Below are 16,890 nucleotides of genomic sequence, written 5' to 3' on the forward strand. Positions count from 1 at the left end.
AGCTGTGCTTTTATGCAGAATGAAAGATTTCTATCAACCGGCAAAGGCTTCTTTCGTACGGGCAGCCAGCTCATCTTTAGACAAGTTTTCAATCTTGGACGCCAGAGTCCAATGATGGCCAAACGGATCCGATATGATTCCGTATCGCTCACCCCAGTAGGCATCTTGCAAGCCTGTAACAGGGGATGCGCCGCAATCTAGCGCCTGTTGCCAGAGTGTATCAATATCATCGATGTAAAGGTGAAGGCTGGCAGCAGCGCCCCCTAGTGTTGAAGGACTCAAGATCTTGTTTTCTAATGACTCCTCCATCACGCGCACCAATGAGTTACCTATCTTAAGCGTGGCGGCAACCACCGTCAGCTCATCCGGACTGAGAAATTTATGACTCAGTTCAGCATTAAAGCAACCCTGATAGAATTCGATGGCGTCCTGAATCCCTTTAACCACAATTACTGGTGTTACGGTGCGATACCCTTTAGGTATCGGCGATACTTTTTTTCTCATAACAGATTCCTCGGTTATATTTTATAAACGATAATTTGTGTAAGCCTGAATAATTTTATTCAAGTCAAAAGACCACTCGGTAATGGTCTGAGTAAGTAGCATCAACGCATTTTTCGGGCTTCTGTTATCCAGTATGGGAGCTTATTCGTGGGCTGCGCTAAGTGTGAAGTCGTACCCTTTTTTTGTGGGAAATAGATCCTATGGATCGAGTCTTGAAATGCTCTACCCAAATACCTACCAGTAAGCTGGCTGTAGCCGAGGAGTTCTGCCTAAGTTAGAGAATTTTATCCATGTAGACCTAAATTGTAGACATAAAAAACCCGAGGGCCATAAAGCGCTCGGGTTTAAAATAACTGCTTATTTATCAAAGAGTTAAATGGTACCAGTGGCCGGACTCGAACCGGCACACCTTGCCGCAACGAATTTTGAATCCGTCGTGTCTACCAATTCCACCACACTGGCTCAACACTTAACTCTACATGGCTCCACAAGCCATTTTAAACACGATGCTTTAGCTATTTCAGCGCACCGGTACATCGATCAATACACCTTACTCGCGTAAAGTGTGGGCGTATTATAGGCAGCTTTCGCCGTACGTCAATCCCTATATTTTTAATGATGATAAAAAAATTAATTTTGCTGTACAATCACCGGCCTCTTTAACGGCCTTTTTGTAGTGATATGCAGGTAAAAGATTTTCATTTTGACCTCCCTGAGGAGCTAATTGCCAGTTATCCGCTAGCACAGCGTACGGCGAGTCGTTTACTGTGCATGGATGGTAATACGGGTGAGTTAGCACATCGTCATTTTTCGGATGTGCTGGAACTGTTAACGCCAGACGATTTGGTGGTTTTTAATAATACCCGGGTGATTCCTGCGCGTTTGTTTGGTGAGAAGGCCTCAGGCGGTAAGGTTGAGGTGCTGGTGGAGCGAGTGCTGGATCAGCATCGCGTGTTGGCGCATGTCAGATCCAGCCGATCACCTAAACCCGGGACGGTGTTGATACTCGAAGGTGTCGCGCAAGCGACGATGGTCGCACGCCACGAGAATTTGTTTGAGCTTGAGTTTGCCGGTGAAACACCGGTTCTTGATCTGCTTGAGCAGCATGGGCATATGCCGTTACCTCCTTATATGAAGCGTGAAGATCAGCTGGAAGACAGAGAACGTTATCAAACGGTGTATAGCTCGCAGCCGGGTGCTGTCGCTGCGCCCACCGCAGGTTTGCATTTTGATGAAGCATTGCTGGCTAAGCTGGATGAAAAAGGTATTCAAAAAGCGTTTGTCACCTTGCATGTGGGTGCGGGTACGTTTCAGCCGGTGAAGGTTGAACGTATCGAAGATCACATTATGCATGCCGAATATATCGAGGTGGATGAAAAGGTGTGTGAAGCGGTGAGAGCAACCCGTGCCCGTGGTGGTCGCGTTGTCGCCGTGGGCACGACCAGTGTTCGCTCGCTTGAAAGCGCCAGCCAAAACGGTGAGATTGAGCCTTTCTTTGGTGATAGCTCTATCTTTATTACGCCAGGATATGAGTTTAAAAGTGTCGATCTGCTCATCACTAATTTTCATCTCTCTGAGTCAACGCTGTTGATGCTGGTGAGTGCTTTTGCCGGATATGCGCATACGATGCACGCCTATGCTGTGGCGGTGAAGGAAAGATATCGATTTTTTAGTTACGGTGATGCTATGTGTATCAGTCGTAAAACAGACACAACGGAGGCTTTGTGAGCCGTAACTGCTTTATGAAATTTGAGAAGATCGCGACACAGGGCAAAGCTCGTCGTGGTCGTATAACCTTTCCACGGGGTGTTGTTGAAACGCCTGCGTTTATGCCTGTTGGTACCTATGGCACGGTGAAAGGGGTGTTGCCTAAAGATATTGAGGCGATCGGTGCGCATATGATTTTGGGAAATACTTTCCATCTGATGCTGCGCCCGGGTACTGAAATTATTCAGATGCACGGTGATCTGCATGACTTTATGCAGTGGCAAGGGCCTATTTTGACGGACTCCGGTGGTTTTCAGGTGTTCAGTCTGGGTAAGATGCGTAAAATTACCGAGCAGGGGGTGACGTTCCAGTCACCGGTGAACGGCTCTAAAGTTTTTATTGATCCTGAGCGTTCGATGCAGGTGCAGCGTGAGCTGGGCTCTGATGTGGTCATGATCTTTGATGAGTGTACGCCTTATCCTGCAACCGAAACGGAAGCGGCTCAGTCGATGCGTTTGTCGTTACGTTGGGCGAAGCGCTCTAAAGAGGCGCATGGCGATAGCCCTTCGGCACTGTTCGGCATTATTCAGGGCGGAATGTACGAGCATCTTCGTGATGAGTCGTTGGCTGGATTGACCGAGATCGATTTTGATGGCTATGCCATTGGTGGTTTATCGGTAGGCGAGCCCAAAGACGAAATGGTTAAAGTGCTGGATCATCTGGCACACCAGATGCCTGAAGACAAACCGCGTTACCTGATGGGTGTCGGCAAGCCGGAAGATCTGGTGGAGGGCGTACGTCGCGGTGTGGATATGTTCGACTGTGTTATGCCCACGCGTAATGCACGAAATGCCCATCTGTTTGTTTCTACAGGGGTTGTAAAACTAAGAAACGCCTCCAATAAAACTGATACGCGTCCATTAGATGAAACTTGTGATTGCTATACCTGTCAGAATTTCAGTCGCGCTTATCTGCATCATTTGGATAAGTGTCATGAGATTTTGGGCGCGCAGTTAAATACTATTCATAACCTACGCTATTACCAGATATTGATGGCAGGTTTGCGTGCGGCTATTGAACAGGGTAAATTGGACGACTTTGTAACAGAGTTCTACAGCAATCGGGGTATGGAAGTGCCGCCGTTAGCCAAAAATTAATTTTAATTTCATAACGTTAGGAGTAGCAATGAGCTTCTTTATTTCCCCAGCTTACGCTGAAGCAGCAGGTGCTGCCGGAGAAATGGACCCGGGTTTTTTCAACATTATTTTTCTGTTGGGCTTTGGTTTAATTTTCTATTTCTTCATGTGGCGCCCACAGGCTAAGCGTGCCAAAGAGCATAAAGCACTGATCAATGATCTGGCCAAAGGTGATGAAGTGTTAACCGCTGGTGGTATCTTGGGCAAAGTTGTTAAGCTGAACGATGATTATGTAGTTCTTGAAGTAAGCGCTGGTACTGAGCTGACTTTCCAGAAAGTACACGTTGCAGCTGTATTGCCTAAAGGTACTCTGAAAAGTATCTGATACTTAAGTTTGTTTGAAACGCCACTCTTCTTAGTGGCGTTTTCGTTTGTATACAAGGAACGGGCACCATGCTCAACCGCTACCCACTGTGGAAAAATCTACTTCTCATCTTTGTATTGCTGATTGGTGCGTTGTACGCATCCCCCAATCTGTATCCTGAAGATTATGCTGTGCAGCTGTCAGGAAATCGTGACATTCATCAGGTAGATCAACCACTGATGGATACCGTGATCTCTGCCTTAAAACGCGAAGGTTTGGCGTATAAAGAGGTTGAGCTGGCGAATAATAGTGGCTTGATTCGTTTTGCTGATGGTGAAACGCAATTGCGTGCCAAAAAAGTCATCAGCACTGCGGTGGGTGACAACTATGTGGTTGCACTTAATCTGGCAGCCACTACACCGGAATGGCTGGAAGCGCTTGGCGCAGGTCCGATGAAGCTTGGGCTTGATCTGCGCGGTGGTGTGCATTTCTTGCTGGAAGTCGACATGGCGACGGCTGTTGCACAGCGTCTTGATGTTTACGTTTCAGAAATCAAACTGAAGCTTCGTGAAGGAAAACTGCGCTACCGTTCGGTAGACCATCGTGACGATGGCAGTTTGGAAGTGAAGTTTGCGGATGCAGAAATCCGCGATAGTGCCTTGGCATTGATGCGCAAAGACTATACCGAATTTCTCTATGAGACCGATGATAACGAAAATGGTAATTATCTGGTCATTACGCTGACAGAGCAAACAACGCGTGCGATCGAAGATTATGCGATCAAACAGAACCTGACAACCTTGCGTAATCGAGTTAATGAGCTGGGTGTCGCTGAGCCGTTGGTGCAGCGTCAGGGGCGTAATCGTATTGTCGTTCAACTGCCGGGTGTGCAAGATGCCGCCGCAGCGAAACGTATTATCGGTAAGACGGCTAATCTTGAGTTCAGGCTTGAAGCAAAATCAGATGTTAGCCGTGCGTTGACTGAAACGTATGAGTTCCGCAATGAACCAGGGCGCACGGCGGTGCTGGAGAGAGATATTATCATCACCGGCTCGAGTGTCTCGAATGCGCAGTCAACGTTTGACGAGAATGGCCAGCCTCAGGTGTCGATCACGCTCGATAGCAAGGGTGGGCAGCTGATGGGTCGTACCACGCGTAATGCGGTGAAGCGGCGTATGGCAGTAATTTTTGTTGAGCATAAAGCGCGTACCTTGATTGAGACTGTTGATGGGGAGCAGGTCGAAAGGCGTATCCCTTATATCGAGAAGAAGATTATTTCGCTGGCGACTATTCAGTCGGTACTGGGTTCTTCGTTTCGTATAACAGGTCTGGATGGCGGTGGTGAATCTTCAGAGCTGGCGTTGTTGCTACGCGCAGGTGCGTTGGCGGCTCCGGTGTATTTTGTTGAAGAACGTACCGTTGGGCCGAGTCTGGGGGCTGAAAATATTAAACAGGGTATTACCTCAGTGCAGATAGGCTTTGCCCTGGTGCTGCTCTTTATGTTGGTGGTGTATCGCGTATTTGGCTTGCTGGCGAATATTGCCTTGTGTGTTAACTTGGTATTACTGGTGGCGGTCATGTCCTTGCTATCGGCAACACTGACGCTTCCGGGCATCGCGGGTATCGTCTTAACCGTGGGTATGGCCGTTGATGCTAACGTGCTTATATTTGCGCGTATTAAAGAAGAACTGAAGAATGGTCTGCCGCCGCAGTCAGCTATTAATGCGGGTTTCGATCGTGCATTTACCACTATTCTTGATTCCAATATTACCACCCTGTTAGCCGCTGTAATTTTGTTTGCGATGGGAACCGGGCCGGTGAAAGGGTTCGCGATTACATTGTCGGTGGGTATTTTGACCTCAATGTTCACTGCAATTCTGGTGACACGAGCGTTAGTCAACTTAACCTATGGTGGCCGTCAGCTTAAGTCGCTGTCGATCTGAGGTAATTGAAAATGTCTGCACATCTAAAAACTTATAACTTCATGGGTTTGCGTAAGCTGGCCACGATTTTTTCTGTGATTTTATTGCTCCTCTCAATCGGCTCGATGGCGGTCCGTGGCCTGAACTTTGGGTTGGACTTTACCGGCGGTAGTTTGGTTGAAGTCGGTTATGAGCAGGAAGCGGATCTTAATAATATTCGCCTGCAATTGCAGAATGCTGGTTTTGAAGGCGCAGTGGTGCAAACCTTTGGCGCATCCACTGATATTCTGATTCGTTTGGGATCTGATCATGATCCTAAGTTGGGCGACAAAGTCTTGGCTGCGCTTCAGGAGGGTGAAACTCAGACCATTGAGTTACGTCGTAATGAATTTGTCGGCGCTCAGGTTGGTGAAGAGCTGCGTGAGCAGGGCGGGTTGGGATTGTTGCTCGCGCTGTTTATGATCATGGTTTATGTGTCATTTCGCTTTCAGCTTAAATTTGCTGTGGGTGCGGTGGTGGCACTGGCGCATGATGTCTTAATTGTTGTCGGCTTCTTTGCTCTGTTTCAGATTGAGTTTGATCTGACCGTGCTGGCAGCGGTATTGGCGGTTATTGGTTACTCATTAAACGATACCATCGTTGTTGCCGACAGAATTCGGGAGAACTTCAGGAAGTTACGTAACGAAACCTCAATCGAGATTATGAATATCTCCCTGAGCCAGACGTTAAGCCGAACCCTGATGACCTCGCTTACTACTTTGCTGGTGCTGGTTGCATTAGCGTTTTTTGGTGGTGAGATGATTCATGGTTTTGCGATTGCGCTGTTGGTGGGGGTGGTTGTGGGTACCTACTCTTCTATCTATGTAGCAGCCAACGCGCTCATTATGATGGGGCTTTGTAAGGAAGACTTAATACCACCGCCTAAAGATGATCAGGAAGCGATAGACGAGCTTCCATAAATAAGAAAAACACAGGCCGGCATCTTGCCGGCCTGTTTGTTTATGCGACATACTGTTAAAAAAAGTTGTTCTATTGGATGGAAAGTCATGAGTAAAGATTGGACCCAGAATGATCCAGAAGCTCAGCGCGAAGCTGATAAATATCAGAATCCGGTACCTAGCCGTGAGTATATTCTTGATTTTTTGTTGAGTTGGGGGGCTCCAATCAGCCATGGCAGACTATGTGCTGAACTGAAGGTTGACGACGAGGATGGCATAGAAGCGGTTTCCAGACGACTTAAAGCGATGTGTCGCGATGGTCAGTTAATGAGTAATCGTAAAAACGAGTTTGGTCTGATTAAGAAAATGGATCTTATCTCTGGGCGAGTGATTGGGCATCGTGATGGTTTTGGTTTTGTGAAACCGGATGAAGGCGGTAATGACTTGTTTATCAGCCCACGACAGATGCGTCAGGTGTTTGATGGTGATCGTGTGGTGGTGCAGGAGATCGGCGTTGATCACAAGGGGCGGCGCGAAGGTAAGATTGTTGAAGTACTGGAACATTGCACGCATAAATTGGTAGGACGTTTTAAAGGATCGGCTGGTTTCGGGCATCTGCGCCCAGAGAATCAGCGTATCACGCAGCAGGTGATGGTGATTGCTGATCCTGACAGTGCCTTGGTTTATGAAGATGATCAGCTGGTGGTGGTTGAGCTTACTCAGCAACCAGGTAAGCGAAATATGCCACAGGGGCGTGTCATCGAGGTTCTCGGTGACCATATGGCTGCCGGAATGGAGATTCAGGTTGCCATTCATAATTACGATATTCCGAATGAATGGCCAGATGCGATTCATCAGGAGATCGGTGATTTAACACCCGAGGTTGAAGAATCAGCCAAACTGAACCGTGTTGATTTGCGCCATCTGCCTTTTGTGACCATTGATGGTGAAGATGCCCGGGATTTTGATGATGCTGTTTATGCAGAAGTAAAGGGCAGTGGCGGCTGGCGTTTGTGGGTCGCTATCGCAGATGTGTCCTGGTATGTGCTCCCTGCCACGGCGTTAGATCAGGAGGCGCTTAAACGCGGCAACTCGGTCTATTTTCCTGAGTTTGTGGTGCCGATGTTGCCTGAGCTGCTCTCCAATGGCTTATGCTCGTTAAATCCGAATGCGGATCGTTTAGCGATGGTCTGTGAGATGACCGTGAGTGCGGCAGGGGTTCTCTCGGGTTACCAGTTTTATGAAGCGGTTATCAACTCTCAGGCAAGGCTTACCTATACAAAAGTAGGCGCTATGCTGATGGAGCCTGAGTCAGATGACGGTGCTGCTTTGCGCAATGAGTACTCACACGTCGTACCTCATCTGGAACATTTATATTCTTTATATTTTGCCTTGAGAGCTGCGCGCGTTAAACGCGGGGCGATTGACTTCGATACTACCGAAAGCCGTATGATTTTCGGTCCGCAGAGGAAGATTGAGCAGATCATACCTGTGATACGTAATGACGCTCATAAACTGATCGAAGAATGTATGTTGTGTGCCAATGTGGCCACCGCACGCTTTCTCAGCAGTGCCGATATGCCAACCCTTTATCGCGTTCATGATGGCCCTAAAGTCGGGCGCCTAGAGAGCCTTAGGGCATATTTAGGAGAGCTGGGGCTTAACCTGGGGGGTGGTGATGAGCCCGATCCTAAAGATTATCAGCAGCTGGCTGAATGGATCGAAGAGCGTCCCGACCGGCATGTGATACAAACCATGATGTTGCGCTCTATGGCACAGGCTGTTTATAGCCCCGAGAATCATGGTCATTTTGGCTTGGCTTATCCTGCCTATACGCATTTTACATCGCCGATTCGTCGTTATCCTGATCTGCTGGTACATCGGGCTATTCGAGCCCTGATTCATTCTGATTCACAGGCACGTACGATTCGTCGTCCGGAGGGTTTTTCTCCAAACCCTGCTTTTCGCTATCGCTATACCACTGAGCAAGTGGTGCAGCTAGGTGAGCACTGTTCAATGACTGAGCGGCGTGCCGATGATGCTACCCGTGATGTCGAAGCCTGGCTCAAATGTGAGTTTATGCAGGACCAGGTAGGGCATGAGTATGAAGGTGTGGTTTCAGCGGTAACCGGCTTTGGGCTTTTCATCGAGCTTGAGTCTGTTTATATCGAGGGGCTGATACATATCACCGCTCTGCCCAGTGATTATTATCACTTTGATGCGGCAAAACAAAGGTTGGTAGGTGAGCGTACGCGTAAAGTATTTAAGCTGGGTGATCGCTTGCGTGTACAGGTGGCAAGAGTTGATCTGGATGATCGCAAAATAGATTTTGAATTGATCGGTACCTTGAATAGCGGCCAGGAAGTTAAAGCGAAAGTGAGTCAGCGGCAATTGTTGGCTGAAGGCAAAATCGGCCCTGAAGGCGATCGGCCTAAGTCAAAAGAACGTAGCGGCCGTGGCGCCTCTAAATCTAAGACTGGCGGTAAAGGTAAGACTGACACTAAAAAGAGTGGGCATCAGGGCTCGGCGCATAAAAAAGCGCATCTGTCCGCGGCTGAAAGAGAAGTGGCGGCGCTTTCTAAAGGTGGCGAAGGGAAAAGCAAGAAGGCGCGCAAACGGCGTTCGAAAAAGACTAAAAAACCCACCTCAGCTAAGTGATCTGAAACCAGCAAGTGATTCATGGCGGATTTCCTTTGGTATAATCCGCCCATTATTTATTGGCAAAATGTGTAGTTAAGCTGAACTGGAAGATTTGATGAAAGAGATTATCCTGTTAACGATTTCTGGTGAAGATAAGCCAGGTGTTACGTCCACTATAACGTCCATTCTGGCTGGCTTTCAGGTCAATATTCTGGATATTGGCCAAGCCGTTATTCACAATACCTTGTCTTTGGGTATTCTGATTGAAGTACCCCAGGTTTCAGAATCTTCGCCTATTTTGCGTGATCTTTTGTTCAAAACCCATGAGATGGATATGAAAGTGCGCTTTCAGCCTATCGATGAGGATGCGTATGAGCAGTGGGTGACAGGTCAGGGTAAAGCGCGCCATATTATTACTCTGCTGGCGCGCAAAATTACCGCAGCGCAGATTGCGACAGTGACGGATGTGGCGGCTCAGCATGGCCTTAATATCGATAAGATAACGCGTCTGTCCGGGCGTTTATCCTTGCTAAATGATGTGCCTGAAAAATCTAAGGCCTGCGTAGAATTCTCGGTTCGGGGTGAAACGCCAGATATATCGCTGGTACAGAAGGAGTTTCTTCGTACAGCCAATGAGTTAGATGTCGATATCGCTTTTCAGGAAGATAATATATTCCGTAGACATCGCCGTTTAGTGGTGTTTGATATGGATTCGACGCTGATTGAAGCAGAAGTCATTGATGAGTTGGCTAAAGAGGCGGGTGTCGGCGATCAGGTGATTGAAATCACTGAAGCAGCTATGCGTGGTGAGCTCGATTTCAATGAAAGCTTCCGGCGTCGGGTAGCGTTGCTCAAAGGGTTGGATGCGAGTGTGCTCGAATCGGTTGCACAGCGCTTACCTCTGACCGAAGGGGCGGAAGATCTGGTTTCTCATCTGAAAATGCTGGGCTTTAAAACCGCTATTCTTTCGGGTGGTTTTACTTATTTTGCTGAAAAGTTGCAGAAGCAGCTTGGCTTTGATTACGTCTATGCTAACCAGTTGGATATTCGTGACGGTGTGGTGACGGGCGAGGTGGTCGGCGAGATTGTCAACGGAGACCGCAAAGCTCAATTGCTCAGAGAGATAGCCGAACGTGAAGGTGTGCGTCTTGAGCAAACGATTGCGGTAGGAGATGGCGCAAACGACCTGCCAATGCTATCTATTGCTGGGTTGGGGGTTGCCTTCAGAGCTAAGCCGTTAGTGCGTCAGAGCGCCAAACAGGCGATCTCAACACTCGGTCTGGATGGTATCTTATATTTGATTGGCTTTAGAGACCGCGATTCGTTGCGTTAACCTGATATTTGATTAGCATGTAAAAAAATGCCAGTGAAACCCGTGATGGAGTTCACTGGCATTTTTTATTGTTCTTTTTAATGCCAACCTTGTTACCCGTTTTTCCCCGCCTTATTGCCCTTCGAAAAAATCATAATCCATCTTGTCACGCGGTGGCTGTAGATAATAGCCTTGAATCAGGCCGACTCCCGACTTCCATAAGCGGCTCATTATTTTAGGGTCTTCAACAAGTGGCGCGATTGTGATCTTGCCTTGCGATTTTAATGCTTCTGCCATTGTCTCAAATGTCACATCAAGCGCGTTGGTGGTAGCTAGCTCCTGAACAAAGGAGCCGTCCAGTTTTACGTAGTCTGCATTGATTTGTCGTAGCACCTGAGTGGCGTTACTGGAGCAGCCAAAATGTTTGATGCAAATCAGGCAGTGTAATTTCTTCAAACCGGCAGTGAATGCCTGAGCAGCGGCTAAATGGCTGGAGCAGTCACTTTCGCTGATTTGGAAAACCAGATGGTCTGCCGGGATGCGAAGCTCCCTTAGCTGCTCGGCTAGCCATTCAAGAATCTCCGGATCTCCCCAGGTTTTTTTGGTTACGCTGATAAACAGGCGGTGTTTATTGCCTTTGTTGAGTTCTTCGCGTAAGTGGTGGATACACTTGAGTATTACCCAGCGATCCATGGTTATGCTGAGTTCGGCAAGTTCCACTGTATCTAAGAAGGTGGTGGGGGAGAGCTCGTTTTGGTTTTTGTCGAGTAATCTTAAGAGTGCTTCGTAGTGACTTAGTTGGCTGTTGTACGAAAGTGGAACGATAGGCTGAAACAATAATTTAAAGTTTTGATTCTGCACCGCTGCCTTGAGCGCCTTAACAGCGTCAGGGTTATCTAGTTCGGTGGGCGAATTGTCAGGGATGTAAAACTTAACGTTATTGGTGCCTGTTGTGATGCTTTCGGCTGCCTGCTTGGCGCGCTCAATCAGTTCGACTGTGCCTGGTGACGTATCGGTAATGGTCACAATACCGATGGAGCAAGTGAGTGGCAGCTGAATATTGTTGATAGTGGATGTATGTTGCCTAATGATGGCACTTAGCTCCTCAGCGACCGACGCGGCTTTGTCCTGACTGGGGTCTTGGAAAATAACACTAAAGGTGTCTTCTGAAAGTCGGGCCTTAATGTGTACCGGGTTGATGTTCTTTTTTAGTATGTCGGCCAGGTCGCGGGCAATATGGTCGCAGCTGTCGCTGCCGTACTCGGCACGAATTTGGGCGTGATTATTTAAGAGGATATAAAACAGGTGGCAATCACGTCCGCCGGGCAGTGCAGCCTGGATGGTTTCGTCCAGGCGTCGCTGGAAAAAATCAGCGTTATATAGTCCGGTAATAGGGTCATGCTCGCTGAAAGACTGTTTACTTTGGTGTTGGCTTTCGGCGCGTACGATAATCTGCACGCAAGGTTTGTTGTTGATGCGTGTCTCTTGTAGTTCTAAATGCGCTTTAAAGTTAGAGTCGTCTGCCCGGCGGCCGGTAAGCTGGAAGATAAGCTCTTTTAAGTTCTCTTCGGCAAAATAGCGAACCTGTTCATATAGCTCATTGCTATCTTGTGGAACGACAAACTGATCAATCAGTTTGCCCTGAAGTTTTTCCGGGTTGTCATAGCCAAAGAGTAACGCAAATGCGTTGTTAGCGAGTAATAAGCGTTCTGCATCAAAATAAGCAATCGCCAGCGTAGAACGCTCCATTAATAAGCGTACGCGCTTCTCTGCTTCGGTCAACTGAGACTCTACCAGACGCATCCGCCGGCGGTTCTCCAGGTGCTCCAGTTCTCTGCGAATAGTGATGAGTAGTAGCTCTTTCTCATCCAGAGGAACAACCGCCTGCATATTGGCTTTTAATCCTTGCAGTAGAAGCTGGCTATCCGGGTGGGGTACTAATTGAATCACAGGGATGTCTTTATCAAAGCGTTTGAGGTGTTGCATGGCTTGCTTAATGGCAAAGTCTTCACGCTCAGAAGTGCATATAATCAGATCCCAGGAGCGTTCGCTGAGTGCTTCAATGAATTCGCTTTCAGTATTTAACTGTCGACCACGAGGGGCGAGGCGTGCGCCACGTAGCAGTGAAATAATGGGGTTGGTTTCTTCCGACCTAAGGCCTAGAAAAAGAATCTGGACGTTTTTACGTAGTCGCTGCCTGCGCTGATCAGATAACCGCTGTATCAGAGCGTCAGATGTGGTGACCGCCTCTTTCATCCAAAATTCCCTTAAATCGATAGCTGAGTACTGCATAAAAACGTACGCTAAAGTTTAGCTGGTTTGCTAAGATCTGTCAGGAAAATATAGAAGGAAGAAATGGCAGGGGTAGAAGGATTTGAACCTACGCATGCTGGAATCAGAATCCAGTGCCTTACCGCTTGGCGATACCCCTGTAACAAAGAATATGAATCTAGAGATTCATCAGAGAATGGTAGGGGTAGCAGGATTTGAACCTGCGCATGACGGGATCAAAACCCGTTGCCTTACCGCTTGGCTATACCCCTATATCTCTACGAATGGTGGCGATGGCGGGATTTGAACCTGCGACCCACGCATTATGAATGCGTTGCTCTAACCAACTGAGCTACATCGCCGTAGTCATTCGAGGCGCGCATTATTCTATTTTTTCTAAATTGTGTCAACACGTAAAATGTAAAAAATTAAAATAGCGTTGATTTATATGAAAAAGCCGACAGAAAAGTCGGCTTTTGGTTGTGCGTGTGGCTTTCCGCTAACCCGTAGAAGGGTAGCGTTTACACGTTGAAGCGGAAGTGGACTACGTCACCGTCTTTTAATAAGTAGTCTTTACCTTCCAGACGCCATTTTCCGGCATCTTTCGCGCCTTGCTCACCTTTAAATTCGATGAAATGCTCATAACCAATCACTTCTGCGCGAATAAAGCCTTTTTCAAAATCAGTATGGATGACGCCGGCGCCTTGTGGAGCCGTAGCGCCGATAGGCACAGTCCAGGCACGGACTTCCTTAACACCTGCAGTAAAGTAGGTTTGCAGGCCTAAGAGCACGTAACCTGCGCGGATGAGGCGATCCAGTCCGGCTTCTTCCATTCCCAGGTCCTGGAGGAATTCGTTTTTCTCATCGTCATCGAGTTCGGCGATTTCAGCTTCAAGTTTATTACAGATAGCAACAACCTGAGCGCCTTCTGCCTTAGCGAATTCGTTGACCTGATCCAGATAAGGATTGTCTTCAAAACCGTCTTCATCGACGTTGGCGATATACATCATCGGTTTGATGCTGATCAGGTGGAAACTCTTGATGATTTTCAGGTCTTCAGGGCTGAAGGTTAATGCACGAGCCGACAGTCCCTCTTCCAGGTGAGGCTTAAGGCGTTCGAGTAACGCTTTGGCTTTAATGGCGTCTTTGTCGCCGCCTTTGGCTTGTTTCTGGACTTTAAACAGCTGCTTCTCGACCGAATCCAGATCCGCTAATGCCAGTTCCATATTGATGATTTCAATATCGGCAATAGGGTCTATTTTGTTAGCAACATGAATAACGTTGTCATTATCAAAACAACGAACAACATGTGCGATAGCGTCTGTTTCGCGGATGTTGGCAAGAAACTTATTGCCTAAACCTTCACCCTTGGAAGCACCTGCTACCAGGCCTGCAATGTCCACAAATTCCATGGTAGTTGGCAGTACGCGCTCTGGTTTAACAATCTCTGCAAGCAGATCCAGGCGTGCGTCAGGCATAGGGACAATGCCTGAATTGGGTTCGATCGTGCAGAAGGGGAAGTTTTCTGCGTCAATGCCGGCTTTGGTGAGTGCGTTAAAAAGTGTTGATTTACCTACGTTAGGCAGGCCAACGATTCCGCATTTAAAACCCATAGTGTATTACCTTTCGTTAGCCTTTAAAGCTGTGGAGTTTATTCATGGCTTTTGCCCAATCGCCGCTCACTGCTTCAGGAAGATAGCGGATCGATTCTTCAATCGCTGCCTGAGTGTTATTGCGTTCGCTGATAGGCCCTTTACTGAGTACAAAATCTGCAACGGCGCTGGCGTGACCGGGGTGACCGATACCAAGACGCAGTCGATAAAAATTCTTGTTATTTCCCAGCTTGCTGATGATATCTCTGAGGCCGTTATGCCCACCGTGTCCGCCGCCCTTTTTTAAGCGCGCAGTGCCGGGTGGCAGGTCTAGTTCGTCGTGAGCAACAAGGATGTTTTCAGGAGGAATTTTATAAAAATTGGCAAGTGCTGAGACTGACTGCCCACTGAGGTTCATAAAAGTCATGGGTATCAGCAGATGTATCGTCTGATTGTTCAGAATAATCTTCCCGTACAAGCCGAAAAACTTTTTATCGGCTTGCAGGGAAGTGAGTTGTTGGGCAGCAAGCTGCTCGACAAACTCTGCTCCGGCATTGTGACGGGTTTTAGCGTATTGAGCACCCGGGTTACCGAGGCCTACAATGAGCTGTATTGTGTCTTTCATGCCAGAGTTGATGTCCTAGAGCGTTTTAGTCTGCTTTAACACCGCGTGGGGAGTATACATAACCGATACCCTGGTTATGGTCTTCACCACGACGTAAAGCAGCAATTTCGATGCCTTTTGGTAGAGTAATGTCAGAGAAGTGAAGCGTCTGTGCGATTTCAATACCTGAAAGATCTACGTTCAGTGATTCTGGTAAGTCTGCTGGCAAGCAAAGAATTTCAACAACGTTGCTCTCAACTGCAAATTTTGCAGCAGCTTTAGAGGCTGCAGATTGTGCAAAGTTTACGAAATGAAGAGGCACTGTGATTTTGATTTTGCTGTCTTTATCAACGCGCTGAAAATCAGCGTGCATGACGACTGACTTGGCAGGATGACGCTGCAGATCTTTGATGATTACTTTTTCTTCTTTACCGTCGATTTTTAGTGTCAGGATTGAAGAGAAGAATGACTCATCAGTGATTAACTTGGTTAAATCTTTGTTGATCATGGAGATAGAAACAGGTGTTTCACTGCCATATACAACGCCTGGTACCAGGCCTTCGTGACGCAGGCGGCGGCTCGCACCTTTCCCCTGATCTACACGAGTTACAGCTTCAACTACAAAATTAGACATTTTTTTACCTATAATTAAACTACCTTCAGAACCTCGCGACCAGGGCCCTAAAGTGATTTTAAATAGCCCTTTTCAGGACTTCGTATACCCGGTAGCGGGCTTCTTTTCAGACTATGTTCGTTATTAACGAAACATAGCGCTGATAGATTCTTCGTTGCAAACGCGTCGAACGGCTTCTGCCAGTAATGGCGCTAAAGTCAACTGACGGATTTTGCTGCATTGCTGCGCATCTTTTGACAGAGGAATGGTGTCAGTGACAACCAGTTCATCCAGCATAGAGTTTGTAATGTTTTTAATAGCAGGGCCTGACAATACGGCATGTGTAGCATAAGCGATGACGCGTGCCGCGCCGTTCTCTTTCAATGCCTGCGCTGCTTTGCAAAGTGTGCCTGCTGTATCGCACATGTCATCGACCAGAATGCAGGTGCGGTCTTCGACATCACCGATGATGTTCATCACCTGAGATTCATTGGCACGCTCGCGACGTTTGTCAATGATGGCCAGGTCACAGTCCAGCTGCTTAGCGACTGCACGCGCACGTACTACACCACCCACATCAGGAGAAACAACCATTGGGTTTTCGTACTGTTGATCAACGATATCATCCAGTAATACTGGCGAACCATAGACGTTATCTACAGGGACGGAGAAGAAACCCTGAATCTGATCAGCATGCAGGTCAACGGTCAATACACGATCCACGCCGATAGTTGTCATCATGTCGGCGACAACTTTGGCGGTAATGGCAACACGAGCTGAACGCGGACGACGATCCTGTCGGGCGTAACCAAAATAAGGTACAACAGCCGTGATACGGGCAGCAGATGCGCGACGTAGAGCATCTGCCAGGACAATCAATTCCATGAGGTTGTCGTTGGTCGGTGCACAGGTGGATTGAATAATAAAAACATCTCTGCCGCGGACGTTTTCCTGGATTTCGACACTGACTTCACCGTCGCTAAAACGCGCAACGTGTGCTTTTCCCATCGGTATGTCGAGTCTCTCGACAACTTTGAGCGCAAGCTCTGGGTTAGCATTGCCAGTGAAAACCATCATTTCAGACATGGATTGCACCTTTTCGGACTTGTCATCATTGGAAGTCATGTTGAGTGGGAACTCATCATTGATTACTGGCTGGGGTAGCAGGATTCGAACCTGCGGATGCTGGAATCAGAATCCAGTGCCTTACCACTTGGCGATACCCCAGTATATTCTCTGGAGGATGTTCCCCTCAAAAAGAGGGCGCTATTCTCTTAAAAACAGCCT

Annotated in this window: 13 protein-coding genes and 5 tRNA genes; 7 read left to right on the forward strand and 11 right to left on the reverse strand. The window is 47.8% G+C overall.

All coding sequences use genetic code 11. From position 1 onward, the window contains the following. Positions 1 to 33 precede the first annotated feature (33 nt). Together BM099_RS14770 and BM099_RS14775 are read right to left on the reverse strand one after the other, a co-directional pair. Positions 34 to 504, reverse strand: a complete 471-nt coding sequence (locus BM099_RS14770) for a VOC family protein (protein WP_090728904.1) — start codon at positions 502 to 504, stop codon at positions 34 to 36. Between the two features lie 377 nt (positions 505 to 881). Next, positions 882 to 966, reverse strand: a tRNA-Leu gene (locus BM099_RS14775). A gap of 219 nt (positions 967 to 1,185) precedes the next feature. Here BM099_RS14775 and queA point away from each other — a divergent pair. The 7 genes from queA (at position 1,186) to serB (ending at position 10,544) form a co-directional block, all read left to right on the forward strand. Beyond that, positions 1,186 to 2,232, forward strand: coding sequence for a tRNA preQ1(34) S-adenosylmethionine ribosyltransferase-isomerase QueA (gene queA / locus BM099_RS14780; RefSeq protein WP_090728906.1), 1,047 nt, complete (start codon positions 1,186 to 1,188; stop codon positions 2,230 to 2,232). A 14-nt stretch (positions 2,233 to 2,246) separates the two neighbouring features. Further along, the gene (tgt, locus tag BM099_RS14785) at positions 2,247 to 3,368 is read left to right on the forward strand and encodes a tRNA guanosine(34) transglycosylase Tgt (RefSeq protein ID WP_090729042.1); all 1,122 of its coding nucleotides are present in this window, start codon (positions 2,247 to 2,249) and stop codon (positions 3,366 to 3,368) included. A 28-nt stretch (positions 3,369 to 3,396) separates the two neighbouring features. Continuing rightward, complete coding sequence (gene yajC, locus BM099_RS14790) at positions 3,397 to 3,732, forward strand: preprotein translocase subunit YajC (RefSeq protein WP_090728908.1); 336 nt, start codon at positions 3,397 to 3,399, stop codon at positions 3,730 to 3,732. Positions 3,733 to 3,800: 68 nt separating this feature from the next. Further along, positions 3,801 to 5,654, forward strand: coding sequence for a protein translocase subunit SecD (secD, locus tag BM099_RS14795; RefSeq protein ID WP_090728910.1), 1,854 nt, complete (start codon positions 3,801 to 3,803; stop codon positions 5,652 to 5,654). Positions 5,655 to 5,665: 11 nt separating this feature from the next. Beyond that, a complete protein-coding gene (secF, locus tag BM099_RS14800; protein ID WP_090728912.1) occupies positions 5,666 to 6,592 on the forward strand; it encodes a protein translocase subunit SecF in 927 nt (308 codons plus the stop codon). A gap of 87 nt (positions 6,593 to 6,679) precedes the next feature. Next, positions 6,680 to 9,229 (forward strand): ribonuclease R, encoded by a 2,550-nt coding sequence (gene rnr, locus BM099_RS14805; protein WP_090728914.1) that lies wholly within the window; start codon positions 6,680 to 6,682, stop codon positions 9,227 to 9,229. 97 nt (positions 9,230 to 9,326) lie between these two features. Continuing rightward, positions 9,327 to 10,544, forward strand: a complete 1,218-nt coding sequence (serB, locus tag BM099_RS14810; RefSeq protein ID WP_090728915.1) for a phosphoserine phosphatase SerB — start codon at positions 9,327 to 9,329, stop codon at positions 10,542 to 10,544. Between the two features lie 111 nt (positions 10,545 to 10,655). Here the strand turns inward: serB and BM099_RS14815 are convergent, their stop codons facing one another. The 9 genes from BM099_RS14815 to BM099_RS14855 form a co-directional block, all read right to left on the reverse strand. Then, positions 10,656 to 12,779, reverse strand: coding sequence for an EAL domain-containing protein (locus BM099_RS14815; RefSeq protein ID WP_177201200.1), 2,124 nt, complete (start codon positions 12,777 to 12,779; stop codon positions 10,656 to 10,658). A 100-nt stretch (positions 12,780 to 12,879) separates the two neighbouring features. Next, positions 12,880 to 12,954, reverse strand: a tRNA-Gln gene (locus BM099_RS14820). Between the two features lie 37 nt (positions 12,955 to 12,991). Continuing rightward, a tRNA-Gln gene (locus BM099_RS14825) sits at positions 12,992 to 13,066 on the reverse strand. Between the two features lie 13 nt (positions 13,067 to 13,079). Continuing rightward, positions 13,080 to 13,156: transfer RNA gene (locus BM099_RS14830), tRNA-Met, on the reverse strand. A gap of 159 nt (positions 13,157 to 13,315) precedes the next feature. Beyond that, positions 13,316 to 14,407 (reverse strand): redox-regulated ATPase YchF, encoded by a 1,092-nt coding sequence (gene ychF, locus BM099_RS14835; protein WP_090728918.1) that lies wholly within the window; start codon positions 14,405 to 14,407, stop codon positions 13,316 to 13,318. Between the two features lie 16 nt (positions 14,408 to 14,423). Then, positions 14,424 to 15,011 carry an aminoacyl-tRNA hydrolase gene (gene pth / locus BM099_RS14840; RefSeq protein WP_090728919.1) on the reverse strand — a complete coding sequence of 196 codons (588 nt, stop codon included), beginning with the start codon at positions 15,009 to 15,011 and terminating at the stop codon, positions 14,424 to 14,426. A gap of 25 nt (positions 15,012 to 15,036) precedes the next feature. Then, entirely contained in the window at positions 15,037 to 15,624 is a 588-nt protein-coding gene (locus BM099_RS14845) for a 50S ribosomal protein L25/general stress protein Ctc (protein ID WP_090728920.1), read from the reverse strand. 123 nt (positions 15,625 to 15,747) lie between these two features. Continuing rightward, a complete protein-coding gene (locus BM099_RS14850) occupies positions 15,748 to 16,689 on the reverse strand; it encodes a ribose-phosphate pyrophosphokinase (protein ID WP_090728921.1) in 942 nt (313 codons plus the stop codon). Between the two features lie 66 nt (positions 16,690 to 16,755). Continuing rightward, positions 16,756 to 16,830: transfer RNA gene (locus BM099_RS14855), tRNA-Gln, on the reverse strand. Between the last annotated feature and the right edge of the window lie 60 nt (positions 16,831 to 16,890).

Origin of the sequence: Neptunomonas qingdaonensis, from assembly GCF_900113275.1 — a bacterium.
GTDB classification, from domain to species: Bacteria; Pseudomonadota; Gammaproteobacteria; order Pseudomonadales; family Balneatricaceae; genus Neptunomonas; species Neptunomonas qingdaonensis.